The sequence below is a fragment of the Acinetobacter sp. WCHAc060025 genome, from assembly GCF_004209355.1.
Lineage (GTDB): Bacteria > Pseudomonadota > Gammaproteobacteria > Pseudomonadales > Moraxellaceae > Acinetobacter > Acinetobacter wuhouensis.
This window is the reverse complement of the sequence record NZ_SGSX01000015.1, coordinates 22633-46362: the sequence shown is the minus strand read 5'-3', so window position 1 is coordinate 46362 and position 23730 is coordinate 22633. Positions and strand designations below refer to the sequence as shown.

General features: G+C 38.9%; 21 protein-coding genes, 4 tRNA genes and 1 pseudogene. 7 read left to right on the top strand and 19 right to left on the bottom strand.

The genetic code is table 11. The features are described from left to right. Window positions 1–137: 137 nt before the first annotated feature. Entirely contained in the window at window positions 138–1088 is a 951-nt protein-coding gene (gene ispH, locus EXE09_RS13325) for a 4-hydroxy-3-methylbut-2-enyl diphosphate reductase (protein WP_130117599.1), read from the bottom strand. Between the two features lie 134 nt (window positions 1089–1222). Between ispH and gmk the strand changes: the two genes are divergently transcribed. From gmk to bfr, 6 genes are all read left to right on the top strand, one after another. Further along, window positions 1223–1843, top strand: a complete 621-nt coding sequence (gene gmk / locus EXE09_RS13320) for a guanylate kinase (RefSeq protein ID WP_087552293.1) — start codon at window positions 1223–1225, stop codon at window positions 1841–1843. A 137-nt stretch (window positions 1844–1980) separates the two neighbouring features. Further along, window positions 1981–2262 carry a DNA-directed RNA polymerase subunit omega gene (gene rpoZ / locus EXE09_RS13315; protein ID WP_004718302.1) on the top strand — a complete coding sequence of 94 codons (282 nt, stop codon included), beginning with the start codon at window positions 1981–1983 and terminating at the stop codon, window positions 2260–2262. 212 nt (window positions 2263–2474) lie between these two features. Continuing rightward, window positions 2475–4586 carry a RelA/SpoT family protein gene (locus tag EXE09_RS13310; protein ID WP_068973818.1) on the top strand — a complete coding sequence of 704 codons (2112 nt, stop codon included), beginning with the start codon at window positions 2475–2477 and terminating at the stop codon, window positions 4584–4586. A 95-nt stretch (window positions 4587–4681) separates the two neighbouring features. After that, on the top strand, window positions 4682–5065 hold the full coding sequence (locus tag EXE09_RS13305) for a RidA family protein (RefSeq protein ID WP_130117598.1): 384 nt from the start codon (window positions 4682–4684) through the stop codon (window positions 5063–5065). A gap of 192 nt (window positions 5066–5257) precedes the next feature. Further along, window positions 5258–5452: a bacterioferritin-associated ferredoxin gene (locus EXE09_RS13300; protein ID WP_068973820.1), complete on the top strand. Its 195-nt coding sequence runs from the start codon at window positions 5258–5260 to the stop codon at window positions 5450–5452. Window positions 5453–5778: 326 nt separating this feature from the next. Continuing rightward, window positions 5779–6243, top strand: a complete 465-nt coding sequence (gene bfr / locus EXE09_RS13295; RefSeq protein ID WP_130117597.1) for a heteropolymeric bacterioferritin subunit Bfr — start codon at window positions 5779–5781, stop codon at window positions 6241–6243. A gap of 82 nt (window positions 6244–6325) precedes the next feature. Here the strand turns inward: bfr and EXE09_RS13290 are convergent, their stop codons facing one another. The 18 genes and pseudogenes from EXE09_RS13290 to tpiA all read right to left on the bottom strand — a co-directional run bounded on the left by EXE09_RS13290 (window position 6326) and on the right by tpiA (window position 21727). Beyond that, window positions 6326–7969: an O-antigen ligase family protein gene (locus tag EXE09_RS13290; protein WP_130117596.1), complete on the bottom strand. Its 1644-nt coding sequence runs from the start codon at window positions 7967–7969 to the stop codon at window positions 6326–6328. A gap of 61 nt (window positions 7970–8030) precedes the next feature. Next, window positions 8031–8777 (bottom strand): TfpX/TfpZ family type IV pilin accessory protein, encoded by a 747-nt coding sequence (gene tfpZ / locus EXE09_RS13285; protein WP_087552289.1) that lies wholly within the window; start codon window positions 8775–8777, stop codon window positions 8031–8033. Continuing rightward, entirely contained in the window at window positions 8774–10444 is a 1671-nt protein-coding gene (locus EXE09_RS13280) for a PglL family O-oligosaccharyltransferase (protein ID WP_130117595.1), read from the bottom strand. The genes tfpZ and EXE09_RS13280 overlap by 4 nt, the downstream gene beginning before the upstream one ends. 66 nt (window positions 10445–10510) lie before the next feature. Then, complete coding sequence (locus EXE09_RS13275; RefSeq protein ID WP_130117594.1) at window positions 10511–10975, bottom strand: pilin; 465 nt, start codon at window positions 10973–10975, stop codon at window positions 10511–10513. 219 nt (window positions 10976–11194) lie between these two features. Continuing rightward, window positions 11195–11755, bottom strand: a complete 561-nt coding sequence (locus EXE09_RS13270) for a TPM domain-containing protein (RefSeq protein ID WP_130117593.1) — start codon at window positions 11753–11755, stop codon at window positions 11195–11197. After that, on the bottom strand, window positions 11749–12879 hold the full coding sequence (locus tag EXE09_RS13265) for a TPM domain-containing protein (RefSeq protein ID WP_130117592.1): 1131 nt from the start codon (window positions 12877–12879) through the stop codon (window positions 11749–11751). Before EXE09_RS13265 ends, EXE09_RS13270 begins: the two co-directional genes overlap by 7 nt. A 93-nt stretch (window positions 12880–12972) precedes the next feature. Continuing rightward, window positions 12973–13563 (bottom strand): LemA family protein, encoded by a 591-nt coding sequence (locus EXE09_RS13260; RefSeq protein ID WP_068973923.1) that lies wholly within the window; start codon window positions 13561–13563, stop codon window positions 12973–12975. 93 nt (window positions 13564–13656) lie between these two features. Next, entirely contained in the window at window positions 13657–14481 is an 825-nt protein-coding gene (locus EXE09_RS13255) for a tetratricopeptide repeat protein (RefSeq protein WP_228257213.1), read from the bottom strand. Between the two features lie 85 nt (window positions 14482–14566). Next, window positions 14567–14971 carry a ribosome-binding factor A gene (locus EXE09_RS13250; RefSeq protein ID WP_068973838.1) on the bottom strand — a complete coding sequence of 135 codons (405 nt, stop codon included), beginning with the start codon at window positions 14969–14971 and terminating at the stop codon, window positions 14567–14569. Continuing rightward, window positions 14971–17499 (bottom strand): annotated as a pseudogene (infB, locus tag EXE09_RS13245) (translation initiation factor IF-2); the annotation flags it as partial. The gene EXE09_RS13250 and the pseudogene infB, both read right to left, overlap by 1 nt. Before the next feature lie 43 nt (window positions 17500–17542). Then, window positions 17543–19027 (bottom strand): transcription termination factor NusA, encoded by a 1485-nt coding sequence (gene nusA / locus EXE09_RS13240; RefSeq protein WP_068973839.1) that lies wholly within the window; start codon window positions 19025–19027, stop codon window positions 17543–17545. A 34-nt stretch (window positions 19028–19061) separates the two neighbouring features. Next, window positions 19062–19586, bottom strand: coding sequence for a ribosome maturation factor RimP (gene rimP / locus EXE09_RS13235; RefSeq protein WP_068973840.1), 525 nt, complete (start codon window positions 19584–19586; stop codon window positions 19062–19064). A 217-nt stretch (window positions 19587–19803) separates the two neighbouring features. Beyond that, window positions 19804–19880, bottom strand: a tRNA-Met gene (locus EXE09_RS13230). 193 nt (window positions 19881–20073) lie between these two features. Continuing rightward, a tRNA-Met gene (locus EXE09_RS13225) sits at window positions 20074–20150 on the bottom strand. 170 nt (window positions 20151–20320) lie between these two features. Next, window positions 20321–20397, bottom strand: a tRNA-Met gene (locus EXE09_RS13220). A 47-nt stretch (window positions 20398–20444) separates the two neighbouring features. After that, a tRNA-Leu gene (locus EXE09_RS13215) sits at window positions 20445–20529 on the bottom strand. 61 nt (window positions 20530–20590) lie between these two features. Beyond that, on the bottom strand, window positions 20591–20923 hold the full coding sequence (secG, locus tag EXE09_RS13210) for a preprotein translocase subunit SecG (protein ID WP_130117591.1): 333 nt from the start codon (window positions 20921–20923) through the stop codon (window positions 20591–20593). Between the two features lie 9 nt (window positions 20924–20932). Further along, complete coding sequence (gene tpiA / locus EXE09_RS13205) at window positions 20933–21727, bottom strand: triose-phosphate isomerase (protein ID WP_130117590.1); 795 nt, start codon at window positions 21725–21727, stop codon at window positions 20933–20935. A gap of 253 nt (window positions 21728–21980) precedes the next feature. On the opposite strand from tpiA, the gene pilB reads away from it, so the two are divergent. After that, complete coding sequence (gene pilB, locus EXE09_RS13200; RefSeq protein ID WP_087552281.1) at window positions 21981–23705, top strand: type IV-A pilus assembly ATPase PilB; 1725 nt, start codon at window positions 21981–21983, stop codon at window positions 23703–23705. Window positions 23706–23730 lie beyond the last annotated feature (25 nt).

Here is a 23730-nt window from a genome sequence, read left to right as displayed (position 1 = left end):
CCCCACCGCAACAAAAAATTACTCTACTTTAAATATTAATCAAAATATTTACAAAACCAATACATGCTAGATAAAAGGCACAAAAAAGCAGATAACCGAAATAAACAGCTATCTGCTGTAAAAAATAAAACGATTGTCTACTTTTGAGTAACTGGAATCCTTAGCTCTTTAGGTAAACTAAAAGTGATATTTTCTTCACGACCATTTAGTTCTTGCGGTGCAGACGCGCCCCAATCTTGTAGACGTTGAATCACCTGTTTAATCAAAATTTCTGGTGCAGAAGCGCCTGCAGTTACGCCAATTTTATGTTCAGGGCTAAACCATTCTTGTTTTAATTCATCTGCGTTATCCACTAAATAAGCATGTTTCCCCATACGCTCCGCCAATTCACGTAAGCGGTTCGAGTTAGAAGAATTTGGCGAACCGACCACTAAAACCACATCACATTGGGTTGCCAAATCACGAACAGCATCTTGACGATTTTGCGTCGCATAGCAAATATCATCTTTACGAGGGCCTTGAATTTGAGGGAATTTCGTACGTAAAGCATCAATCACTTTGGCAGTGTCATCGATAGATAATGTTGTCTGAGTAACGAAAGCCAATTTTTCTGGGTGATTCACCGCTAAAGCAGCTACATCTTCTTCGTCTTCAACCAGATAAATTTCACCACCACTCTTTTTGTCATACTGCCCCATTGTCCCTTCGACCTCTGGGTGACCTTCATGACCAATCAGAATCGCTTCAGTTCCCTCACGCGCATATTTCGTCACTTCGATATGCACTTTGGTCACCAAAGGACAAGTTGCATCAAATACTTTTAGACCACGGCGTTCAGCTTCTTGTTGAACTGCTTTAGATACACCATGCGCACTAAAAATCACGATATTATCATCTGGTACTTCATTCAACTCATCCACGAAAATTGCGCCACGCTGACGCAAATCATCCACCACAAACTTGTTGTGTACCACTTCATGGCGTACATAAATTGGAGGGTTAAAACATTCAAGTGCACGATTGACGATGGCAATTGCACGATCTACACCTGCACAAAATCCACGTGGATTAGCCAAAACAATTTCCATAGATTCCTCAACGCTCACTTCAATGGTTGGATAAATTTTATCGTTAAAATGCAAACAATGTGTAAAAACAGTTTTGTTTGTCTGCACTCTACTCTAAAATAGAGAAGATATTTTATCATATCAGGAAAAATATCATGTCGGGTCTATTGTTTGTCGTTTCTGCGGCTTCAGGAACAGGCAAAACATCTCTCGTAAAAGCATTACTTGAACGTGTGAGCAATTTACATGTTTCAGTTTCTCATACGACTCGTGGTCAACGACCAGGTGAACTCGACGGTGTTCATTACCATTTTACCAGTAAAGAAAATTTTCTTGATCAAGTGAATCAAGGTGGTTTTATCGAATATGCTGAAGTATTTGGTAACTATTATGGTACTGCTCAAGCTACTGTAAAAGACCAATTGGCAAAAGGTCACGACGTTTTATTGGAAATTGACTGGCAAGGTGCTGAACAGGTTCGCAAACTTTTTCCTGAGTCTAAACAAATCTTTATTCTTCCCCCTACACAGTTTGATTTGCGTCAACGTCTTTCAAATCGTGGCACAGACTCCGTGGAAGTGATCGAGCATCGCCTAAGCTGTGCTGTTGAAGATATGCAACAGTATGTTAATTTCGAATACATTATTATCAATGATGATTTCAATAAAGCATTACATGATCTTGAGTCTGTGATCAATGCAAATCGCTTAAAACTCAGTCAGCAAGCTAATCGTCATCAATCGCTTATTACCAAATTGATTACGCCACAATCGTAACGATTTGTTGATTGGAAACCGTCGATAATTTTTAATAGATGATTTTAAATAAGCATCGATTAAAACTTGAGTCTGTAGTCAAAGCATTTTATACTGCATAGTCTATTTAAAAAATTTGTATTCAAACGAGAATTCTTATGGCACGCGTAACCGTTGAAGATTGTTTAGACCATGTAGACAACCGCTTTGAGCTTGTACTAGTGGCAAGCAAACGCGCGCGTCAATTGGCACGTCAAGGTATCGAACCGACTGTAGAGTGGGACAACGACAAACCGACTGTTGTTGCATTACGTGAAATTGCAATTGGTCATGTGACTAAAGATATCTTGAAACAACGTGATCAAGATTATCAAACTTCTAGTCTTGATCTTGCATTGTCTGCAAACAATCTTAATCTTGAAGGTTTCTCTTTCCAATAAGTTGAACTTTCTAAAAAAGCCTAGTTTTGATACTAGGCTTTTTTATTGCATATTTATATTATTTATTTTGCCAACTCATCGACAAAACTCAAAATATTTGTTAAAAAAAATAGATATTTTTAATGTCAAGAAATTGACAAGAGACGCAATATGCTTTTCATTAGAGCATTAGGAAAAAATAGTTCAAATTTGTAATTTAAGATAGGTGTTCTATGCCAGGCCAAGCGGTCAGCCAAGCTAAACAACAGCTCAATATTATTATCGACGCATATTTAAAACCGAGTGATGTCGAGCGAGTACTTGTGGCTTGTGATTATGCTGATATTGCGCATGATGGCATTACACGTAAAAGTGGCGAACCCTATATTCTGCATCCAATTGCGGTCAGTTGTATCCTTGCACATATGCGTATGGATGCAGAAACCCTCATGGCAGCCTTACTGCATGACGTCATTGAGGATACAGATTTTACCAAAGAAGACATTACTGAAAAATTTGGTAAAGTCGTCGCTGAACTGGTCGATGGCGTGACTAAACTCAGCCATTCCAGCGATAAAGAATATAATAAAGCTGCCTCTTTCCGAAAAATCTTACAAGCCACCCTACAAGACCCTCGCGTTATTATTATCAAACTTGCAGATCGTTATCATAATATGACGACCTTAGGTGCATTACGCCCCGATAAGCGTGCGCGTATTGCTCAAGAAACCTTTGATATTTTCGTTCCGATGGCGCGTCTGGTTGGTATGAATGAGATGGCAGATAACTTAGAACATCTGTGTTATCAAAATCTTGATTTAGACATGTATAACGATGTTCAAGAAAATCTACTAAAGACCAAACCTGAACGATGTAAATATCAATCTGTTTGGGAACAAAATCTTGCGGATCTACTCAATAACTATAATATTGTCGGTCGTATTAAAAAGAAAAATAATAATATCGAATTACTCCGTCACTTTGTCAAAAATGAAATCGACCTACAAGAGCTTACCCATAGCCATGCCTTTGAAATTATTTTACAAAGTATTGCCGATTGTGACCGTTTAGTCGAAGCGCTACGTGAAAACTTCCAAGTGTTAAGTTACGAAGATCATATTCGTCGTCCATTGCCTGGTGGCAACCAATCTTTAATGATTCGCCTAAAAGGTGAAAAAACTACGCTATCACTCACCATTCAAACGGAGTTAATGCGTAAAGCCGCGCGTTTTGGTGTTGTTCTTGGTGAAAATGCACCGCAAGCCTGTCGCTCTGCAATCCAAGCCTCGATGAAGAATCTAGACATCTTGGTGGGTGGTGATTGTGCAAAAACCACATTTAGCGATCTACTTGATTATTTACATCAAGAAAAAATTTGGGTGTATACCCCACATGGTCAGCTGCATGAACTACCGCAAGGTGCGACTGCAGTCGATTTTGCCTATTCAGCCAGTCTATTCTTAGGCAACCATGCGGTTGGTGCAAAGATCAATGGTGAAGTGAAACCATTGTCGACACCACTGGTCAGTGGTCAAGTCGTCGAAGTTATTACCGATGTATTGGCGACGCCAAACCCTGATTGGCTCAGTTTTATCAATACACAAAAAGCCCGTCGTGCGATTCAAAACATTCTGCGTGACCAAGATATTGATGAACAACGTTTAGTTGGACAACAAGCCTTAGATCGCGCTCTAAAACTCTTTAATCGCTCGACCAAAGATTTGTCTGAAGCAGATTGGATTGATTTATTGCAATGGCGCCATGTTCAAGACAAAGATACCTTGTTTGAACAAATTGCAGTTGGTGATTTACTACCACAATTGGTGGCGAATCATTTATTTGCACAATCACAAAATGCTGATGAAGCCGCTTCAGAACGCTTAATTCAAGGGACAGATGGGGTCGATGTGAAATATGCACATTGCTGTAATCCTGTACTCGGTGATCCAATTCAAGGGCATTTATCACGACGTGGTTTAATCGTACATCGTGAACGTTGTCATAATCTTTTGCATGAACAGCATTTGCACCCTGAAAATATCATGTTGTTACACTGGACATCTGAACAAGAAGATGATGTCAACTTCAATGCTTACCTAAGTATTGATTTAGTACTGAATGATGAGCAGATTTCTGAATTGATCTATTTGTGCCGTAAAGCCAAAACTGGTGTTGAATCTGTTCGCTCCCATGAAGGCAAAACTTATGTCAATATCGTGGTGAACAATCGTAAGCAAATTGCACAAATCATTCGTGAATTACGCATGCAATTCGGTTTCCCTCGCATCAGTCGTCTTGCAATGCCACCGACAATTAATGAACCCATCAAAGCAAAAGCGTGCTAAGTTAGAGCTTGAGCATTTTTCAACTGAATCATGCCACTTTCAAGTATACCGTTCATTCATATCAGATGAATTGAGTTGAAATTAAGGAGAAATCGATGTCCCGCCAAGTAATCCATACTGAAAATGCCCCTGCTGCTATTGGAACCTATTCTCAAGCGATTTTAGTTGACAATACCTTGTACCTTTCAGGGCAAATTGGTTTAGACCCATACAGCATGGAGTTGGTAGAAGGCATTGAAGCACAAATCCGCCGTGTGTTTGATAATTTAAAAGCGGTTTGTGAAGCGGCTGGTGGTTCATTGGCTGATATTGCTAAACTCAATATTTTCCTTACAGACTTATCTAACTTCCAACTCGTCAACCAAATTATGGGCGAATATTTTGCACAGCCTTATCCTGCACGTGCGGCACTCGGTGTAGCTTCTTTACCTAAAGGCGCATTGGTTGAAATGGATGGCATCGTCATTATTTCTAAATAAAAGATTAGAATTGTTAACCCACTCATTTTTAATGACTTTAAAAATGAGCACAAAATACCACCGATCACGTGGTATTTTTTTATTCAAAAATCCAATTAAGACAAACCCTTTTCTAAATGAATTTCATTGACAAGTGATAACAATTATCAATAATATTAGTTATCGCATTTAACCTTAGGGTTGAGTTTCTCTATGTACGTTTGTTTATGTCGTGGTATTACAGATCAAGATATTAAAGATGCTATGGCAAATGGTGCAGAAAGCTATCGTGAAGTTCGTGATCTTCTAGACCTAGGTACGTGCTGTGGTCGTTGTGCGCCTGAAGCAAAAAGCATCATTAATGAAGAACTTAGTCTGATCGCAGCACGAATTTCTGTGGCGGCTTAAATTTACTCAGCTTTCACTCGTGTTCATCATTAAGCGCATGATTTGAAGACAGAACCTAATTTAAAATCATAAATTTAGCCAACGAATAATAATGACATTTCTCCAATGATCTTCGGATCATATTCCTCACCCGCCTCGACTCAAGGCGGGTTATTTTTATATAAGCAGTTCCACAAAACACAGTTCTATTGTTTTTGATTGCGATTTTCATTTGCCGTTCCATAAATTACTCGAAACAAGCTAAAATTTTGATTAATATAAAACATATCAGATTGCCTTAATTTTTAATTGATCTTAAGGCAGAAATTAAGAATGGAGCTTTGACCATGAAAGGCAATCGTGAAGTCATCAATCAACTTAACCAAGTGCTTTATCATCATTTAACAGCAATTAACCAATATTTCCTCCATTCACGCATGTTTAATGACTGGGGAATTGAACAACTCGGTTCAGCAGAATACAAAGAATCTATTCGCCAAATGAAACATGCTGATAAGGTTATTGAACGTATTCTTTTCCTCGAAGGTTTACCAAATCTTCAACATCTTGGAAAGCTTTATATCGGTCAACATACCGTTGAAGTGCTGAACTGCGATGTACGCAAAGTTAAGGAGAATATTGAAGCACTTAAATCAGCAGTTGCTCTCGCAGAGACTCATTTAGATTATGTGACTCGTGACTTGGTTCAAGAGATTTTAGAAAAAGAAGAAGAATACTGGGATTGGACAACAACTCAACTCGATCTTTCAGAAAGTGTGGGTATTGAGAATTACATTCAAAGTCAAATGTAAGCTGAAAGCTATCTTTGATCGAAATTTGATAAAGATAAAAAATCCCCAACTAATTTGGGGATTTTTTGATTAGAACCAAAATTTACTTGGTTGCAGAACTCGGTAATAAATCTTGATAGCGCTTATCTTGCCTATGCAAGGTTTTTAAAATCCACAGCTGGTGTTCAGCTTCTGCTTTTTTACCATTAAATGCGAGTACCTGAGCATATTTATTGATGTCATAAGCCGATGCTAAATTTGCCACCATACGCCCGATATATTGCAATTGTTGATCTGACATGTGTGTATAAGGATTTAAACCAATCCACCAAACACGCTCTTTAAATTGTGTCAGGACATAGATCTCTTGATCCATGACTTCTTTTTGTGAAGCAGTGAGTGTTTTCTTTGAGACAAAAACAGATTGTTGGCGATAAATAATATAATCACGATAAATCACACCAACGAGCATCACACCAATAATCATCACAGTAACAATCACCGATGACTTTAATTTAACTGTCGGCAAATTTGGATACTGCGCTTGGATCATCCCGAGTAAAAACCCTAACGGTAATAAAAAGTATGCATAATGAATTGGATATTCTAATAATGCATGAATCAAGATCGCACAGACCATTAAACTAGCAGCGATGGAAACAGGTTCTCGGATACCTTTATTGAGCCAATACAACCAACACATCACATAAAGAATGATCAATCCACCAATCGGAATACCATTCCAAATCAACAAGTCTAGGATCACGTTATGTGCAGTTTTGTACCATTCATGTGATGGATAAAGATCAAATGCTGCGATTTGTGCCATTCCAGTTTGATTCCAACCATAACCAAACCAAGGATGTTGTCCTATTGCGATTAAAGCTTGATTCCACATATCCAGACGCAGATAGCTAGAAGATGCCCTTTCAACCACAGTCATTGTAGTTTGTACATTTTCTATTGCATATGAGGCCACCAATTGATTAATAAGTGGTAATGAAAAAATTATTGCGATAAATACACTCACCCATACGAGCAACTTAGAAAAACTGAAACGCTTCGCTTGTCCAAATTGCCTAATCGTTAAATAGATCAAGGTAAATAAACACGCTACCCAAGCTGTACGAGATTGGGTCAATGCAATCGTGAATAAAAATATGAATGTTGCAGGAATTAAAACCAAACGTGGCAATACTCTTTTTTCATAGAAATACAAACAAGCAAATACCCCCATGCATATAAAAGTTGCTAAATTATTGGGTTGGGCAAAATTGGCATATGGACGGTTGTGATTTAAAACATTAGCAAATGGGCTTAAATGACGCTCCAGATCTAACCACTGACTGATCGCAATTAGACTTGAAAGCACAGCACCTGTAAAAACCATAACGCAGAATATTTTAAAAACTTGTTCTCTTTGCCCTTTTTCACCTATTGCTAAGTTATATCCCACACTGACCATCAACCAAAACATCGCAATGTATGCTGTACACAGTAACGCATTACTCAAATAGAGAATTTGTCCGAACGCAAATTGTAGTAATGGAATAGTAAGGATCGGCAATGCCACCATTTGTGGTCGTGGTATTTTTAGGTCTTGATTGATAAATGCTGAGAGCAATGCAATAGCTGATAGGAATGTTAGTAGCTCGCTACCAAAGGTTGTCCATGGTATTTTATGGATCGGGAGTAACCATGCCAGTAATAAGAATATGGCTGAAAAAATGTATGGAATGGCTTTCATAAATGGAAAGTACAAAGAAAAACTGAGCTTATTATAAGCTCAGTTTGCAAAATTTAAGAGTTTATTTCCAAGGTCGTAAATCAACGATTTTGATCACTTGGCCTTTTTCTTTATTGATCAGTACCACCATATCTTCTGCATTAGCTTTAAGTGGAAGCCATGCATTGGCTTGCGAGTATTTTTTAATGATGTTATCTACATCTTGTTTACTATTGAATAAGTTAAGACCACTTAAATTTTGCGCACGATCAGACATTTGTTTTTGTGCATTACTTAAAGCAATATATCGTTCAGGCTTTTGTGAAAGAGAAATACCACCTAAAGCTTCTGCAAACATATCTTCATTACGTACTTTTACATCCTTAGCAAATTCAACTGCAATAAATTGCGGTTTTAACCATGATACGTGTTGATATTCAGGCAATGCTTCTGCGATATGATCTTCAATAATTTCATTTTTTCGGACCAATTCAAAACGATCCACATTAAAAGCGATCCAAGCTGGTCGACCTTGCTCAATACTATAAATACCGTAGCAAAGCGCAGATATTTGCAGTGCAATAATGACACCCAAATCCATTTTTAAAGATTTTTTTCCTTCTTTATAAACAATAAAGCCAAGTACTGGCCCTACAATGACATCAATCGCGAGCATCATCAGAAAAATCTGTGTCACACCAACCGCATTTGCAAGTGGTGATGGATACCAAACAAAAAACACCCATACCAAGATAATTAATGCCGATACACACGATATACCTAAGTGACCTAAAAAAAACTTTTTCCGTTTGGATAAACTATTCATCATGGTTTAGATTCGCTCTGATTTTGCCACTCAAAGGCTAGAGATTGATGTACTTGGTATAATGAATCAAGGCTGTGCTTTTGACCGTGTAATTTTTCCAGAATTAATAAATATTTTTTTGCTAGTTCTGGCTGATGATTAAGTGCCAAAGCCTGTGCATAACGGTATAGCGCGGCAGATGTTGAAAAACGATAAGTTATTTGCTTCATCCAAGCCAACTGTTCTTGAGTCATATTTTCCTTAGGTTGCGTACGAATAAACCGTATTTGCTCTCTTAATTGTGAAAGTAAGATCACATCAGGGGCCGCCTGCTTTGCATGTAAAGTACCAATATTGGACGACTCAAATCTAACCAACTGTACATCTTTTTCGATCAATTGGTATTCGTAAAATATCCAGCAATATAACGTGCTAAAAATAGTGAAACAAATTACGACGATTATTCTTGGTATTTCAATAATTTTAATTGTTTTGTCATAAGATTGTACCAAGCCCAATAAAAATCCTACTGGCAATAGAAAAAAAGCATAATCTAATGGATATTCTAGCATTGCATGTACCAATACTGCTCCAACCATTGCAAGTGCAATAAAAGTTTCTATAGTTGTTGCTAATAGGCTTAAACGGTATAACCACCACGTAAAGAATCCAATAATTGCTAAACCAATTGGAATACCATTCCAAATCAATAAATCAATGAGAATATTGTGACTATGTTCTGTCCATTCAGAGATAGGATAATTCAAATAAATTGAAAGTTGAGCCACACCAACTTGATTCCAACCATACCCCCGCAGTGGTTGCTCTTGAATTGCTAATAACATTTGATGCCACATCGGTATTCTTAAATACCCTGAGCTAGCACGACTCACAGCATCGGCAGTTATGGTTACTCCTAAATAATTAGATACATAAGGAAGCATAAAAATAAATAAGACAAATATCCCCACAAAATAAGCAAGTGAATATTTATGTAAGCGAACCTGAAAATACTTAGTTTTCCAAAACCACCAGATCAGAAAAGCGAGTGCGAATACCCATGCTGTCCGTGATTGTGTTAAAGCGATACCAAACAAAATAAAGCTAGCTAGCAATGTACCGCAAATTTGATTGATATATTTTTGTTCATAGACATATAAAGATGCAATTAACCCCATGCACAAAAAAGTTGCACAATTATTAGGCTGAGCAAAATTTGCAAATGGACGCGCTCCAAGGGGTAAATCCGCCAACCAAACACCACCTTGTGTTAACAATAACCATTGTTTTAAAATTACATAAAGTGAAATGATAGAACTGAAAATAAAAATACTAGATATAAGCAATAAATAGTTCGCTATATGTTCTTGTCTACCTAAATTTAATGCAGCTAAATAAGCCAGCCCAAATGACAATATATAGATAAAAGCGACAAAGCCATCCCCCAAAAAGAAAATCTTATGAACTAAGACTTGAATCAGTGGAATTACAGCAATCAAACAAATAGCGTAAAATTTAAGGTCTAATATTAATTTCTTTTTTAGAAAAACAGTAAATATCACCAACAACACAAGAAAAGATGCAAAATCTTGATAAACTGTCCGCCAAGGATAATGATGATTGGGCAAAATAAAAGGGATTACACCTATTAAAAATACCACTATAAAATAATAAAGTTTCTTTTTTTCCACAAATACAACACCATAAAAAAAAGGGACGTTTCACACATCCCTTTTTATGACTACATTTAGTAAAAATTAACCACGGCAAGAAGCTGGTAAATATTTTGGAGGCATTGTTGAAGCACCGCCGCCACAAATCCAAGAACCAACACCAGTACCTATATCCGGAGCATTACCATTAGTTTGCTTCGGAGTCATAATAATAGTCGTACTTTTTGCACCTTTAAGACTGTCATCACCAGAAGTTGTTACAGTAATTACACCACCAGCACCAGTAGTCACACTTTGAACATATTTAGAAACTTGACTTCCAGAGGTTGACTCACAACCAAAATTACCAGCTGTAGGAATTGATGAAGCAGCTTGAAATGCCTCAGTAACAGCAGTACGACAAGTTGAACCAGCTAGAACAGCCTCCGATACTTTCGCACGAACTGTATAATCCTGATAAGCAGGAAGTGCAACAGCAGCAAGAATACCAATAATCGCAACAACGATCATTAATTCGATAAGGGTGAAACCCTTTTGAACTGATTTCATAACATTTCTCCAATGTTTTAAAAATTTTTATCGCTTTTTAGAGCTTTTATGAGTCTGTCTTATGTGGAAAAATCAACAGCCCTCGAACACCTCTCTGATTCTAAAGACTATGTAACACTTTACAAGTTTTTTTTATTGTTATTTTTCAACATGTAATTAAACGTAAAAAAGTGACATTTATGGTCACTTTTTTAAAGGAAAAATTCAGGTTTTTCTGTTCTAATTCAAAATTATAGGCTGATTTGACAACTCGTTCATCATATCAGGTTTTTTATCATTGTAAAACAAATTCAATACTTTACCTATTTCCACTACACCATTGACCACCGCAGAGCGATACTGCTTATTTTTAAGCTCAGCCACGATCTGATCACAGATCCGCTGCCATACTTCTGCAGACGTCTTTAGATTGATCCCCCGATCCACCACGATTTCTACAGTTTGCTCACACAAATTCAAATACAGCAAAACACCACTATTAAACTCGGTATCCCATACACCCAACTCAGCAAAAAGTTGTTGTGCTCTCAATTTTGTATTTTGATGATAAGCCTGATGACTTGGAATATATCCTTCGATCACGACTTGAATTTCACCGACATGACCATCTTCCGACTGTTGCACAGCTTGAGCAATTACAGCCTGATCTTGTTTAGTAAAATACCGTTTAGATGCAGGCATATAAAAAAAGTGCTTGAGCCAACGTCTAAAACTCGGTTCAACTGATTCTTGCAACTTAGGTTGCGTTACAATTTCTGTTGTATCGTTCTTTGTCACCATGAACCTGATGCTCCCCCTCCACCAAAACCACCTCCGCCACCGCTGTAGCCTCCGCCCCCACCGAAGCCTCCACCACCGCCACCACGTCCACCACCAGAAGCGAACATTTGGAACAACAACTGTGCGATAGACGTAATGAGTAAGAAGAACACACCAAAACCAAGCACTAAACTCATCACGATGCCTGAGCCATAAATCATACCTGCCGCAGCAGCAGTTACTCCTGCCACACATGCACTCAAACGATTCCCCACAATAAACGATGCAAATACACCAATAATCAAAATAATCATCGTGGTAGTGAGTGTTCGATCTTTGGCTTCCTGGGCTTTTATCGCTTGATCTTGACGATCCTTGAGTTCATCCGCAGCTTTGGCTGCTGTTTCAGGATCCATATCCAAGATACGCTCAATTTCATCAACACCAGCTTGGATCCCTTGACCAAATTGGTTTTGTTTAAACGCAGGTGTGATTTGATTACGGATAATACGATTGACCATAATATCTGGAAGCACACCTTCCAAACCGTATCCTGTAGCGATATGCAATTTATGATCATTCACCGCAACTGCAATCAATAAACCATTGTCTTGCTTCGCTGAACCCAATTTCCATTGTTCAGCCACACGCATAGCAAAATCAAAAATGCCCTCACTACCTGTTGTCGGGACAATAATCACGCCAATTTGTGCCTTACCCTGACGGTAAATATCCTGAATTTGTTGTTCAAGATTTTGCTTTTCCGCAGCAGTTAAAACATTTGCTTGGTCAATAACTGGTTGATTTAAGCTTGGAATATCACGTGATAACTGCCCTTCTGCCATATCATTGGCAACAGCGATTGAATTTTGAGTCGCATCAGTCGGTGCTTGTGATTGAGTTCTCGTTGTGACATTTGTGGCTTGTTGCCCATTGATCGCGGATGCATTTGTACCAATCACATTTGGAACATTCGCATTGGGCACAATTTTACCCAAAACTACAGCTTCTTGCGCCTCTTGTTCATCCGTTGCTGTTGCAGTTTCAGCCCATACGGTTGATTGAACAGACAGCATCAACCCAAACAGTATAAAGATACCTATACTGATTTTTTTAATTCGTGATGCTTGTAACCATTCAATCATCAAACCACCTCTATTCACACAATGTATTCATTAACCAGATCAATACCCCTTTCGATTCACGTCAAATAAGATGGTGAGGGAGGTATTTAGAAATTAGTTAAAATTCACTGTTGGCGCTTTAGAAGCACCCGCTTCTGCACTAAAGTTTGGCTTGGTTTTCATACCAATCACTTTAGCGGTCATCGCTTGAGGGAATTGACGTACATAAGTATTGTAATCTTGAACAGTGGTCACATAACGAGTACGTGCAGTACTGATACGGTTTTCTGTACCTTCAAGTTGCACTTGTAAGTCACGGAATTGCTCATTGGCTTTTAGATCTGGATAATTTTCAGTCACTGCCAATAAACGTGATAACGCACCTGTCATTTGCGATTGTGCTTCTTGGTATTTTTTGAATAATTCAGGATCGTTCAACACTTCTTTATCGACTTTCAAGCCCGCAACATTGGCACGTGCTTGAGTGACTTCTGTCAGCACTTTTTCTTCATGTGTCGCATAACCTTTTACGACATTCACAAGGTTAGGCACTAAGTCCGCACGACGTTGGTATTGGTTTTCAACTTCTGACCAAGCTGCAGTTACTGATTCATCTTTAGCCTGCAAGGTATTATAGCCACAACCTGAAAATGCCAAAGTACTTGCCAAAGTAAGTGCCAATAAGCCTTTTTTCATTGCATTCATCATATTTCCCTCAAAGATATTTCGTTGTATTTGTTCATATATATTTGCATTCTAAACACAATTTGCACAAGTTTTGTGTATTTTTGCTATTCTTTAATCAAAAAATTTTTTTAAATGTTGCCATAGTTGAAATACAAATGCTTTGAATTGAAACCACTTTGAATGTAGGAAATAGTCTTTACGCTTTTCCAATAATTGTGGATTGCTATAACCTAAGTCTTTAGCCCGATCATAAAGAATATCAACGGTATAATCATCTGTATTGTATTTTGTAAGTTCGATATTTGTCATATTAAAAACAATCTGCGCGCTGATTGGATCATGCTTGACAAACCTTAGCCGCTGATCCATTTGTATTTCACTGTCTAGCAATATTTTGTCTAAATCATAATGCTTATTTTGAAATACAATTTCTTGTACTTTTGCCTTAGGTACAGTTGAAGTACCAAAATCTAAACCTAATACATCATGGGTTTGAATCCATTTTGAATCTTTCTTCTGCTGGATCTGTGCATCCAATATTTTTAAATGAATCCATTCACTGCCTTGGTGAATATTGGCATCACGTTGCATACCTTGTGCAATCCAATATTTCGCTTTTTCTAAATCACCTGAAAGTTCGTAGGCTGTCCCTAAATTTGCCGCAGTCTTGGCTAAATTGGGATGTTGTTTTTCAAGTTGTTTAAACATTTTTATCGCATCGTTATAGCGATGGGCAAAAATGAGCAATACACCATAATCATTTAATTCTTCGACTGTTTTTATTTTAGCTTTAGTTTCCTCAAGCTTTTCTTCTGCATATTCTTGAGTAATAGCACTCGCCCCCATCTCAAAGGCATAACTATTAATACACGCAACGGCTGAGTTTGAAACTGCATAAGTTAGGCTTAAACATAAGATATTTTTTATTGTCATCATTTTGATTCATTATTATTCAATGTGCTCATTATATATTTCAGCCACAAAAAAGCCACCCTAAGGTGGCTCTCATCAAAATGATGATTTATTCATCATCTTTTTTGTCTTCTGAAGGAGGTAAGTCCTTCACAGCTTCTGCAATCAAACCAAACATGTAGTTTCCGTATGCATTGGTTTTGTCATAATGGAAGCGCAGACGTGGCGTTACACGTGTTTTAATGCGACGACCCAGTTCATGACGCAAGAAACCAGATGCTTTATTCAATACATCTAAAGTTTCTTTGTTCGCGGCTTCACTTTGTTCATCACCCAGTTCACGCCCCATTACAGTCACGTAAACTTCGGCATAACCTAAGTCTGGGCTTACTTTTACCGCAGAGATGGTCACGAGACCACCTAAGCGTGGATCTTTAAGCTCCTGACGAATCAGTTCAGAGAGCTCTCTCTGAACTGTATCTGCCATACGCTTAAGACGTTGACTACCCGCCATTAAAGACTCCGTTTGATCAACTGAACATCATACACTTCGATCTTATCTTGTGCTTTGATGTCTTTATAGCCTTTAACAGCAAGACCACACTCCATGCCCGCACGAACTTCTTCAACCACTTCTTTATAGCGACGAAGAGATTCAAGCTCACCTTGGAATACCACCACATCATCACGAAGTACACGAATTGGTTTGTTACGATGCAACATACCTTCAAGTACCATACAACCTGCAGCAGCACCAAATTTACTTGAGTGGAACACTTCACGTACTTCAGCAACACCCAGAATAGTTTCGCGATGTTCAGGAGCCAACTTACCGCTCATTGCATCTTTTACGTCATCAATCAATTGATAGATTACGCTGTAGTAACGGATGTCGATGTCGTCTGCATCTGCTTTTTGACGTGCAGTATTGTCCGCACGTACGTTAAAGCCGAGCAAGAATGCTTCTGAAGATTCAGCAAGAATCACATCAGACTCAGTGATCGCACCGACACCTGAACTGATCACACGAACTTTAACTTCGTCAGTAGATAATTCAGAAAGTGCAACGATCAATGCTTCTAGAGTACCACGTACGTCTGTTTTCAAGACCACATTGACAATCGGCACATCTTTTTTGCCCATTGAAGCCATCAAGTTTTCAAGACGCATTGCAGATTGACGTTCAAGACGACGTTGACGTTCACGGTCTAGACGAGCTTCAGCAACTTCACGTGCTTTCTTCTCATCATCAACCACAAGAACTTCATCACCCGCCATAGGCGCTTCTGGAAGACCCAAGATTTCAACTGGAATCGAAGGACCTGCAGATTTGATACGTTGACCATTTTCATCTGTCATCGCACGAACACGACCATAAGATGCGCCAGCAAGTACCAAGTCACCGACATTCAATGTACCGTTTTGTACAAGAATAGATGTTACAGCACCGCGACCTTTATCTACACGCGCTTCAATAACAACACCTTGCGCAGCACCTTCTTCAGATGCTTTCAATTCTAACAATTCAGCTTGAATTGAAATTAAGTCAAGTAAATCATCGATACCGGCACCTGTATGTGCTGAAACCATTGCAACTGGAACATCACCACCCCATTGTTCAGGGACGATTTCTTTCGTTGTCAATTCGTTCAATACGCGATCTGGATCAGCAGATTCTTTATCCATCTTGTTGATTGCAACAATGATTGGTGTACCAGCAGCACGTGCATGATCAATTGCTTCCGCAGTTTGTGGCATTACACCATCATCCGCAGCCACAACAAGCACCACGATATCAGTCGCTTTCGCACCACGTGAACGCATTGCAGTAAATGCAGCATGTCCTGGTGTATCTAAGAAAGTAATAATGCCTTTCTCAGTTTTAACATGATAAGCACCAATATGCTGAGTGATACCGCCCGCTTCGCCTTGTGCCACTTTGGCACGACGAATACGGTCAAGAAGCGAAGTTTTACCATGGTCAACGTGACCCATAATGGTAACGACTGGAGGACGAGTAGTTTGAACACCACGCGCTTCTTCAGCTGCTTCAAGTAAGTTATCTTCCGCTTGTGTATCAGAAACTAGAACAGGATTGTGTCCCATTTCTTCTACGATCAATGCTGCAATTTCTTGGTCAATCGCTTGGTTTTGTGTAACCAATTCACCCATTTTCATGAGTGATTTAATCACTTCGCGAACTTTAACTGCCATTTTCGCAGCTAAGTCAGCAACCACAATCGTTGTACCAATTTCAACATCATAAACTTGTTTTTTAACTGGTTTTTCAAAGCCATGCTTGTTTGCTTGACTTGTTTTCAAACCGCGTTTGTGTGGGTTATGGCTGAAAGATTGCTCTTCTTGACCACGACGTCCACCTTTCTTTTGACCACGTGGATTATTCGTGTTTGTACCACGCTTAATCTCACGGTCTTCTTTCGCAAATGAGTCTTCATAAGCCTGACCCACAAGACCAGCAGCCAAAGGAGAATCATCCACAACACGAATTGTTGGTGCATTATCATCAGCTGAATACTTCGACGCCATTTGACGCATTTGCTCAAGTGTACGTTGTTGTGCTTCTTCTGCTGACTTTTTACGTGCTGCTTCTTCCGTCGCTTTCAATTGCGCTGCTTGAGCTTCACGTGCACGTTTTTGCTCAGGCGTTTCAATTGTTTTCACTGTTGCTTTAGTAATTGGTTTGTTCGTAGATTTACGTTTTACCACAACCGCAGCTTTCGGTGTTTCTTTTGCAGCGGTTTGCTGTTTTGCAGCAGCGCGCATTTTTTCCAAATTCGCTTTTGCTGAACTCTCAGTTTTTTCAACTTCTTGAACAGCAGTTTCTTCCTGTGCTTTTGGAGCCACTTTTTCCTGTGCATCAGCCTGAGCCTTCGCTAAAGCTTCAGCTTTAATTTGTTCAGGATCCGGCTTGGTAAAAGTATGTTTCTTACGCACTTCAACATTAATCGTTTTAGATTTACCTGAAGTACTAGCAACTTTTGCAGTGCTGGTCGTTTTACGCTTTAACGTAATTTGTCCTGATTGTCCTGCATCTTGCGTTGACTTATCCGTCATTTATGCACTCCTAGTTAAACCATGATTCACGTGCTTTCATAATCAATTGACCTGCTTTTTCAGCACCTAAACCGTCGATATCTGAAATATCGTCAGTTGCTTGGTCAGCCAAGTCATCGATTGTTACAACACCACGAGCAGCTAAAGCATGCGCAATTTCAGAAGTCATACCTTCCATCTCAAGAAGCTCTGGACTTGGATCCTGAATATCTTCTTGTTGTTTCAATGCATCTGCCAAAGCGGCTTCTTTTGCACGACTTTGTAGTAATTCAACTGTATCCGCATCCAATTCGATTTCATCGAAAGTTTCTGCAGGTACATAAGCAATCTCTTCAAGTGAAGTAAAGCCCATTTCTACTAAAGCCATTGCAAGATCTTCTTCAATATCAAGACGTGTTACAAACATGTCTAAATATTGTTGAGCTTCATTTTGTTGACGAGCACGATACTCATCTTCAAGCATCATATTGAGTTTATAGCCAGTTAACTCTGAAGCTAAACGAACGTTTTGTCCTTGAGAACCAATCGCACGCGCGAGTTGATCACTGGTCGCAAAAATAATGTCTGCAGTACGCTCTTCTTCATCGATCACAATACCCGATACATCCGCTGGCTCTAAAGCACTAGCGATATATTGAGCAGGATCATCAGACCATACAACTACATCGATACGTTCACCATTCAACTCAGATTGTACTGCTTGGATACGTGTACCACGCATACCAATACACGCACCTACTGGATCAATACGATGGTCATTGGTTTTCACAGCAATTTTTGCACGAACGCCTGGTTGACGTGCTGCTGCTTTAATTTCAATGATTTCTTCAGAAATTTCTGGAATTTCTTTTTTCATCAATGCGATTAACATTTCAGGTTTAGCACGAGACAATAATAATTGCGCGCCACGACCTTCACGGTTTACATTGAAAAGAATTGCATTCATACGCTGTTTAGGGCGAAGAATTTCCTTAGGAATCATTTCTTCACGCGCTAAATATGCTTCTGCATTGTCACCTAAGTCGATGATAAAGCCATCTTTGGTTTGTTTTTTCACTTCACCGTAGATCAACTCACCCACTTTAGATTCATAAGCATCTGCAACCAACGCACGTTCAGCTTCACGAATTTTTTGGACAATTACTTGTTTCGCGATTTGAGCTGCAATACGACCGAAATCAATTGATGGCACTTCTAATTCACGAATATCACCGATTGACCACTGCGCAGGATCTACATCAGAAATAGCATCTTGGCATGCAGGCATTTCATGATCTTCATCAGCAACCACTTCCCATTGACGGAAAGTACTATAGTCACCAGTTTTACGATCAATCTCCACACGTAGACGCGCTTCTTCCGAATTCGTTCCTTCGTAGAATTTCTTTTTAGTCGCTGCAACTAAAGCTTGTTCAAGCGCTTCAAAAATTGCTTCGCGACTTACACCTTTCTCATTACTAACCGTTTCAACGACGGTGAGAATCTCGCGTGCCATAGGTCACCTATTTGTTCAGATTTCTATTTCTGGATTAATCTTGATAGATCAGATTCGCTTTATCAATATTGTTTGCATCAATTTCAAGTACCTGTTGTTTTTCAACTTCCACTTGAATGAATTCATTTTCTAAATCAACAGCAACCAATTTCGCTTGAAACTTACGACGATTTTCCACCGCTGCGATTAAACGCAAAGCAACTTGTTGACCAATATAAGCTTGTAACTGTGCCAATTGGAAAAATGGACGATCCCAACCTGGTGATGATACTTCTAGGGCATATTCACCTGAAATTGGATCATGAACATCCAAAATCGCACCCACTTGCTGTGTTACACGTACACAATCTTGTACACCGATACCACGACCCAACTCTACCTCACCCTCTTCATTTAGAACAGGTTCAGCATTTTCAGAAACTTCTTTATCGATATAAATACGCAATAAAGAACGTTTACCTTGAGGGATAAATTCAATTCCCCAAAGGTCAACATCACAAGCTTGCACTGCAGGAGTGATTAGATCTTGAAGTGCCTGAGTTTTATTTGATAGCTTCATTTACTCTCGTCAATTTGTGCGATTCAATCGCTCATCGGACTAACCAATTTTTTGGACTAACCAAACTTTACTATAGTGAAGCATGTCTTTTTGACCAATTGATGTACACACCACACGATAGCCAATAAAAAAGGGCGTAATCGCCCCTATTATCGTACAGTAAACCGTAGCTCACTATACAGAAAGACCCACCTATCTGTGAGCCCTTTTAGAAACTTGGTAGCGGGAGCTGGATTTGAACCAACGACCTTCGGGTTATGAGCCCGACGAGCTACCAGACTGCTCCATCCCGCATCAGCGTTGCAATATTATACTCAAAAATGATTCAAATTTCAATCAATATGTTTCATTTCTAAGCTTAGCTAAGTTGCATCTTAACTAACATGGTACAAGAGTTGGATTAAATCAATAATCTTCGTGATTTTATAAAGAGTTGAGCCCGACGAGCCAAATCAACAAAAACACATCAACTACATGACCAAATAAATGGTAGCGGGAGCTGGATTTGAACCAACGACCTTCGGGTTATGAGCCCGACGAGCTACCAGACTGCTCCATCCCGCAACAAACTGCAAATATACGAGTAAAATCTCTCAATTCTACTTTTAATTAAGTTGCATCTTAATTAAATTGGTAGCAGGAGCTGGATAAACCAACAACCTTCGTGATTTTATGAAGAGTTGAGCCCGACGAGCTAAATCAACAAAAACACATCAACTACATGACCAAATAAATGGTAGCGGGAGCTGGATTTGAACCAACGACCTTCGGGTTATGAGCCCGACGAGCTACCAGACTGCTCCATCCCGCAACAACGTATTCACTGCAAACACCAACAAAAATTTCTGGATTCTTTGTTGGTGCGGAAGGGGGGACTTGAACCCCCACGCCCGAAAGCACTACCACCTCAAGGTAGCGTGTCTACCAATTCCACCACCACCGCAGCTGTGACGCATTCTAGTAGCTTACACACCAAATTGAAAGGTTTAATTTCAAAAAAAGAGTTATTTCGGTTCGGTTGGCGAAGTTTCACCCGTATTTGACGATGCAGGTACAGAACCTTGCGATGTTGTTTGCACAGTTTTTAAACCATAAGCATCGGAAGTTTGCTTTTTCGCAAACACAGCAAGCGTGATACTGGTAACAAAGAACAATGCCGTCAGAATCGCAGTTAAACGTGTTAAAAAACTCGCTGAACCTGATGCACCAAATACAGTTGCTGCACCGCCGCCGCCAAATGAAGCGCCAGCATCTGCACCCTTACCATGTTGAACCAAAATAAGCCCAATCATCAGAACAGCCAATATGATATGTACTACCAGCACAAAAGTATGCATGCTGAACTCCTATTCTTTTATTTTCGCAAATGCACGAGCAATTTCAAAAAATGACGTTGCATTGAGTGATGCACCACCAACCAGTGCACCATTAATATCTGGACAAGCTGCCAACTCTACTGCATTTTCAGGTTTAACACTACCACCATACAAAATAGCAATATTCTTCCCTTCAGCTGTAATTTGAGCCAAACCTTGACGAATTTGGGCATGCATCGCTTGTGCATCTTCAGGAGAAGCTGTCTTACCTGTGCCGATTGCCCAAATTGGTTCATAAGCAACTACAATATTGTGCCACTGATCTGCTTTTACAACTGTCGCTAGGTCACAAATTTGTTGTAGCACAACTTGCTCAGCTTGCCCTGCTTCACGCTGCTCCAAGCTTTCACCGACACAATAAATGACGGTTAATCCCGCATTCAATGCATTCAGTACTTTTGCTTTAACTTGCTCAACGTCATCACCAAAAATTTCACGGCGCTCAGAATGACCAATCAACACATAATCAATTTGACTGTCTTTAAGTAACTCCGCGCTGACTTCACCTGTAAATGCGCCTGTACCTGCCATACGAGAAAGGTCTTGAGCGACAACTTTAACAGGTGACTGTGCATCAACCAATGACTGTTGAACGGACAATAAAGCAATAGAAATCGGTGCAACACCAATATGACATTGTTGTTCTGTAATCGGTGTTTGTTTTAAATACTGTTTTAAATCTTGAATGAGCTGTTGCGAATTCGCTTGCATTGGGTTCATTTTCCAATTGCCGACAACCCAAGGAGTAATAGTCGAATCCGACATACATCTAACCTTTTATCGAAAATGAGCACATTCTACACGGAATTTATGGAAACTTTGAATTTTTTATTTTGTAAAAAAATCAAATATAATATCCTTGTTTCAAAAGAACTCTCTGAAACCCAACACCTACTGCTATTGAATCGACCTCAATATAGATTTGGTCGTTGAAGATTGTTTAATAAAATAGTATACGTATAATCTAAAAAATAAGTTTTAAATAATTCATATATATTCACAAATTTGGGGTGAACTAATGGCGGATGATGAACTAAAGTCAAAATATCCAACCTATTTGGATCGTTTAGTAACGAATGGATTTCTGACAAATGAACAGATTCATCGAATGTTTTATGAAATAAATAAAAACAACAAGCTCATAGTTCAATACTTAGTAGAAGCTTTTGATATAAAACCATTAATCATTGCAGAGGCTATTTCTGCTGAATATGAAGAACCTCTACTTGATCTTAGCACATTTAATCTTTCGCTAATTCCAAAAGGCGCAATCGATGAAAAATTAATCACAAAACATAAAGTTATACCTTTAAGTGTTAAAGACCACTCATTATTTATTGCAGTAGCCGACCCCACTCTCACACATGATCTAGATACCATTCGATTTAATAGCAAGAAAAAACTTGAGATTATTATCGTTGAACATGACAAACTAGAACGAGCTCTCGAAGAGATTTACGGCACAAATGCTCAGCTTGAATTTCTTAATAATCTTCACAATAATGATGATAGCGAAAACACTGAAGACATATTAAAAGAGCTCAACTTTGATATAAATGCTGATCATGAAAAAGACGATACTATCGTTGTTAAATATTTAAATAAAATACTTTATGATGCTATAAAAATGGGGGCATCTGATCTTCACTTTGAACCATATGCCAAGATTTACCGTATTAGATACCGTATTGATGGTGTGTTACATTCAATCTCGTTTCCTCCTTTAGTTCTTGCACCTAGACTTACCGTCCGACTAAAAATCATGTCGAAGATGGATATATCTGAACGTCGCTCACCACAAGATGGTCGTATCAAGTTACCAGTTTCACAGTTTAAATCCATAGATTTTCGTGTTAGCTCATTACCAACTTTATATGGTGAAAAACTAGTTTTACGTATCTTAGATGCATCAAGTGCTACATTAGGTATCGACGCGCTAGGTTACGAGGAAGACCAAAAAGCACTTTTTTTAGAAGCTCTAAACAAACCACAAGGTATGTTATTAATTACTGGACCAACAGGTTCAGGGAAAACCGTTTCGCTTTATACTGGCTTAAATATTTTGAACACCGAAAGTTCGAATATTTCAACTGCCGAAGATCCTGTCGAAATTAATCTTGAAGGTATCAATCAAGTTAACGTCAACCCAAAAGTAGGATTAACATTTTCAGCCGCCTTGAAATCTTTTTTACGTCAAGATCCTGATATCATCATGGTCGGGGAGATTCGAGACCTTGAAACGGCTGAAATTGCGATTAAAGCTGCACAAACAGGTCATATGGTGATGTCTACACTACATACCAATAGTGCACCTGAAACATTAACGAGATTGCATAATATGGGTGTGGCATCATTTAATCTTGCTACATCTATCAACTTGGTAATCGCTCAGCGCCTTGCCAGACGACTATGCAATAAGTGTAAAAAACCGATTCAAATTCCACGAAATAGCTTAATTGAGTTGGGATTTACAGAACAAGATTTATCTAGTTCAAAATTTACTGTTTATCAACCAGTAGGTTGTCCAGAATGCAGAGAAGGCTATAAAGGCCGTGTAGGTATTTATGAAGTAATGAAAGTCACGCCTGAAATTTCGAAGATTATTATGGAAGATGGTAATGCGCTTGAAATCGCAGCAGCATCTGAAAAATCGGGGTTTAATAATTTAAGACGCTCAGGCTTAATTAAAGTGATGAATGGTTTAACTTCTTTACAAGAAGTCAATCGTGTTACAAGTGAATAGCATATAACTCTAAAATAATTAAGGA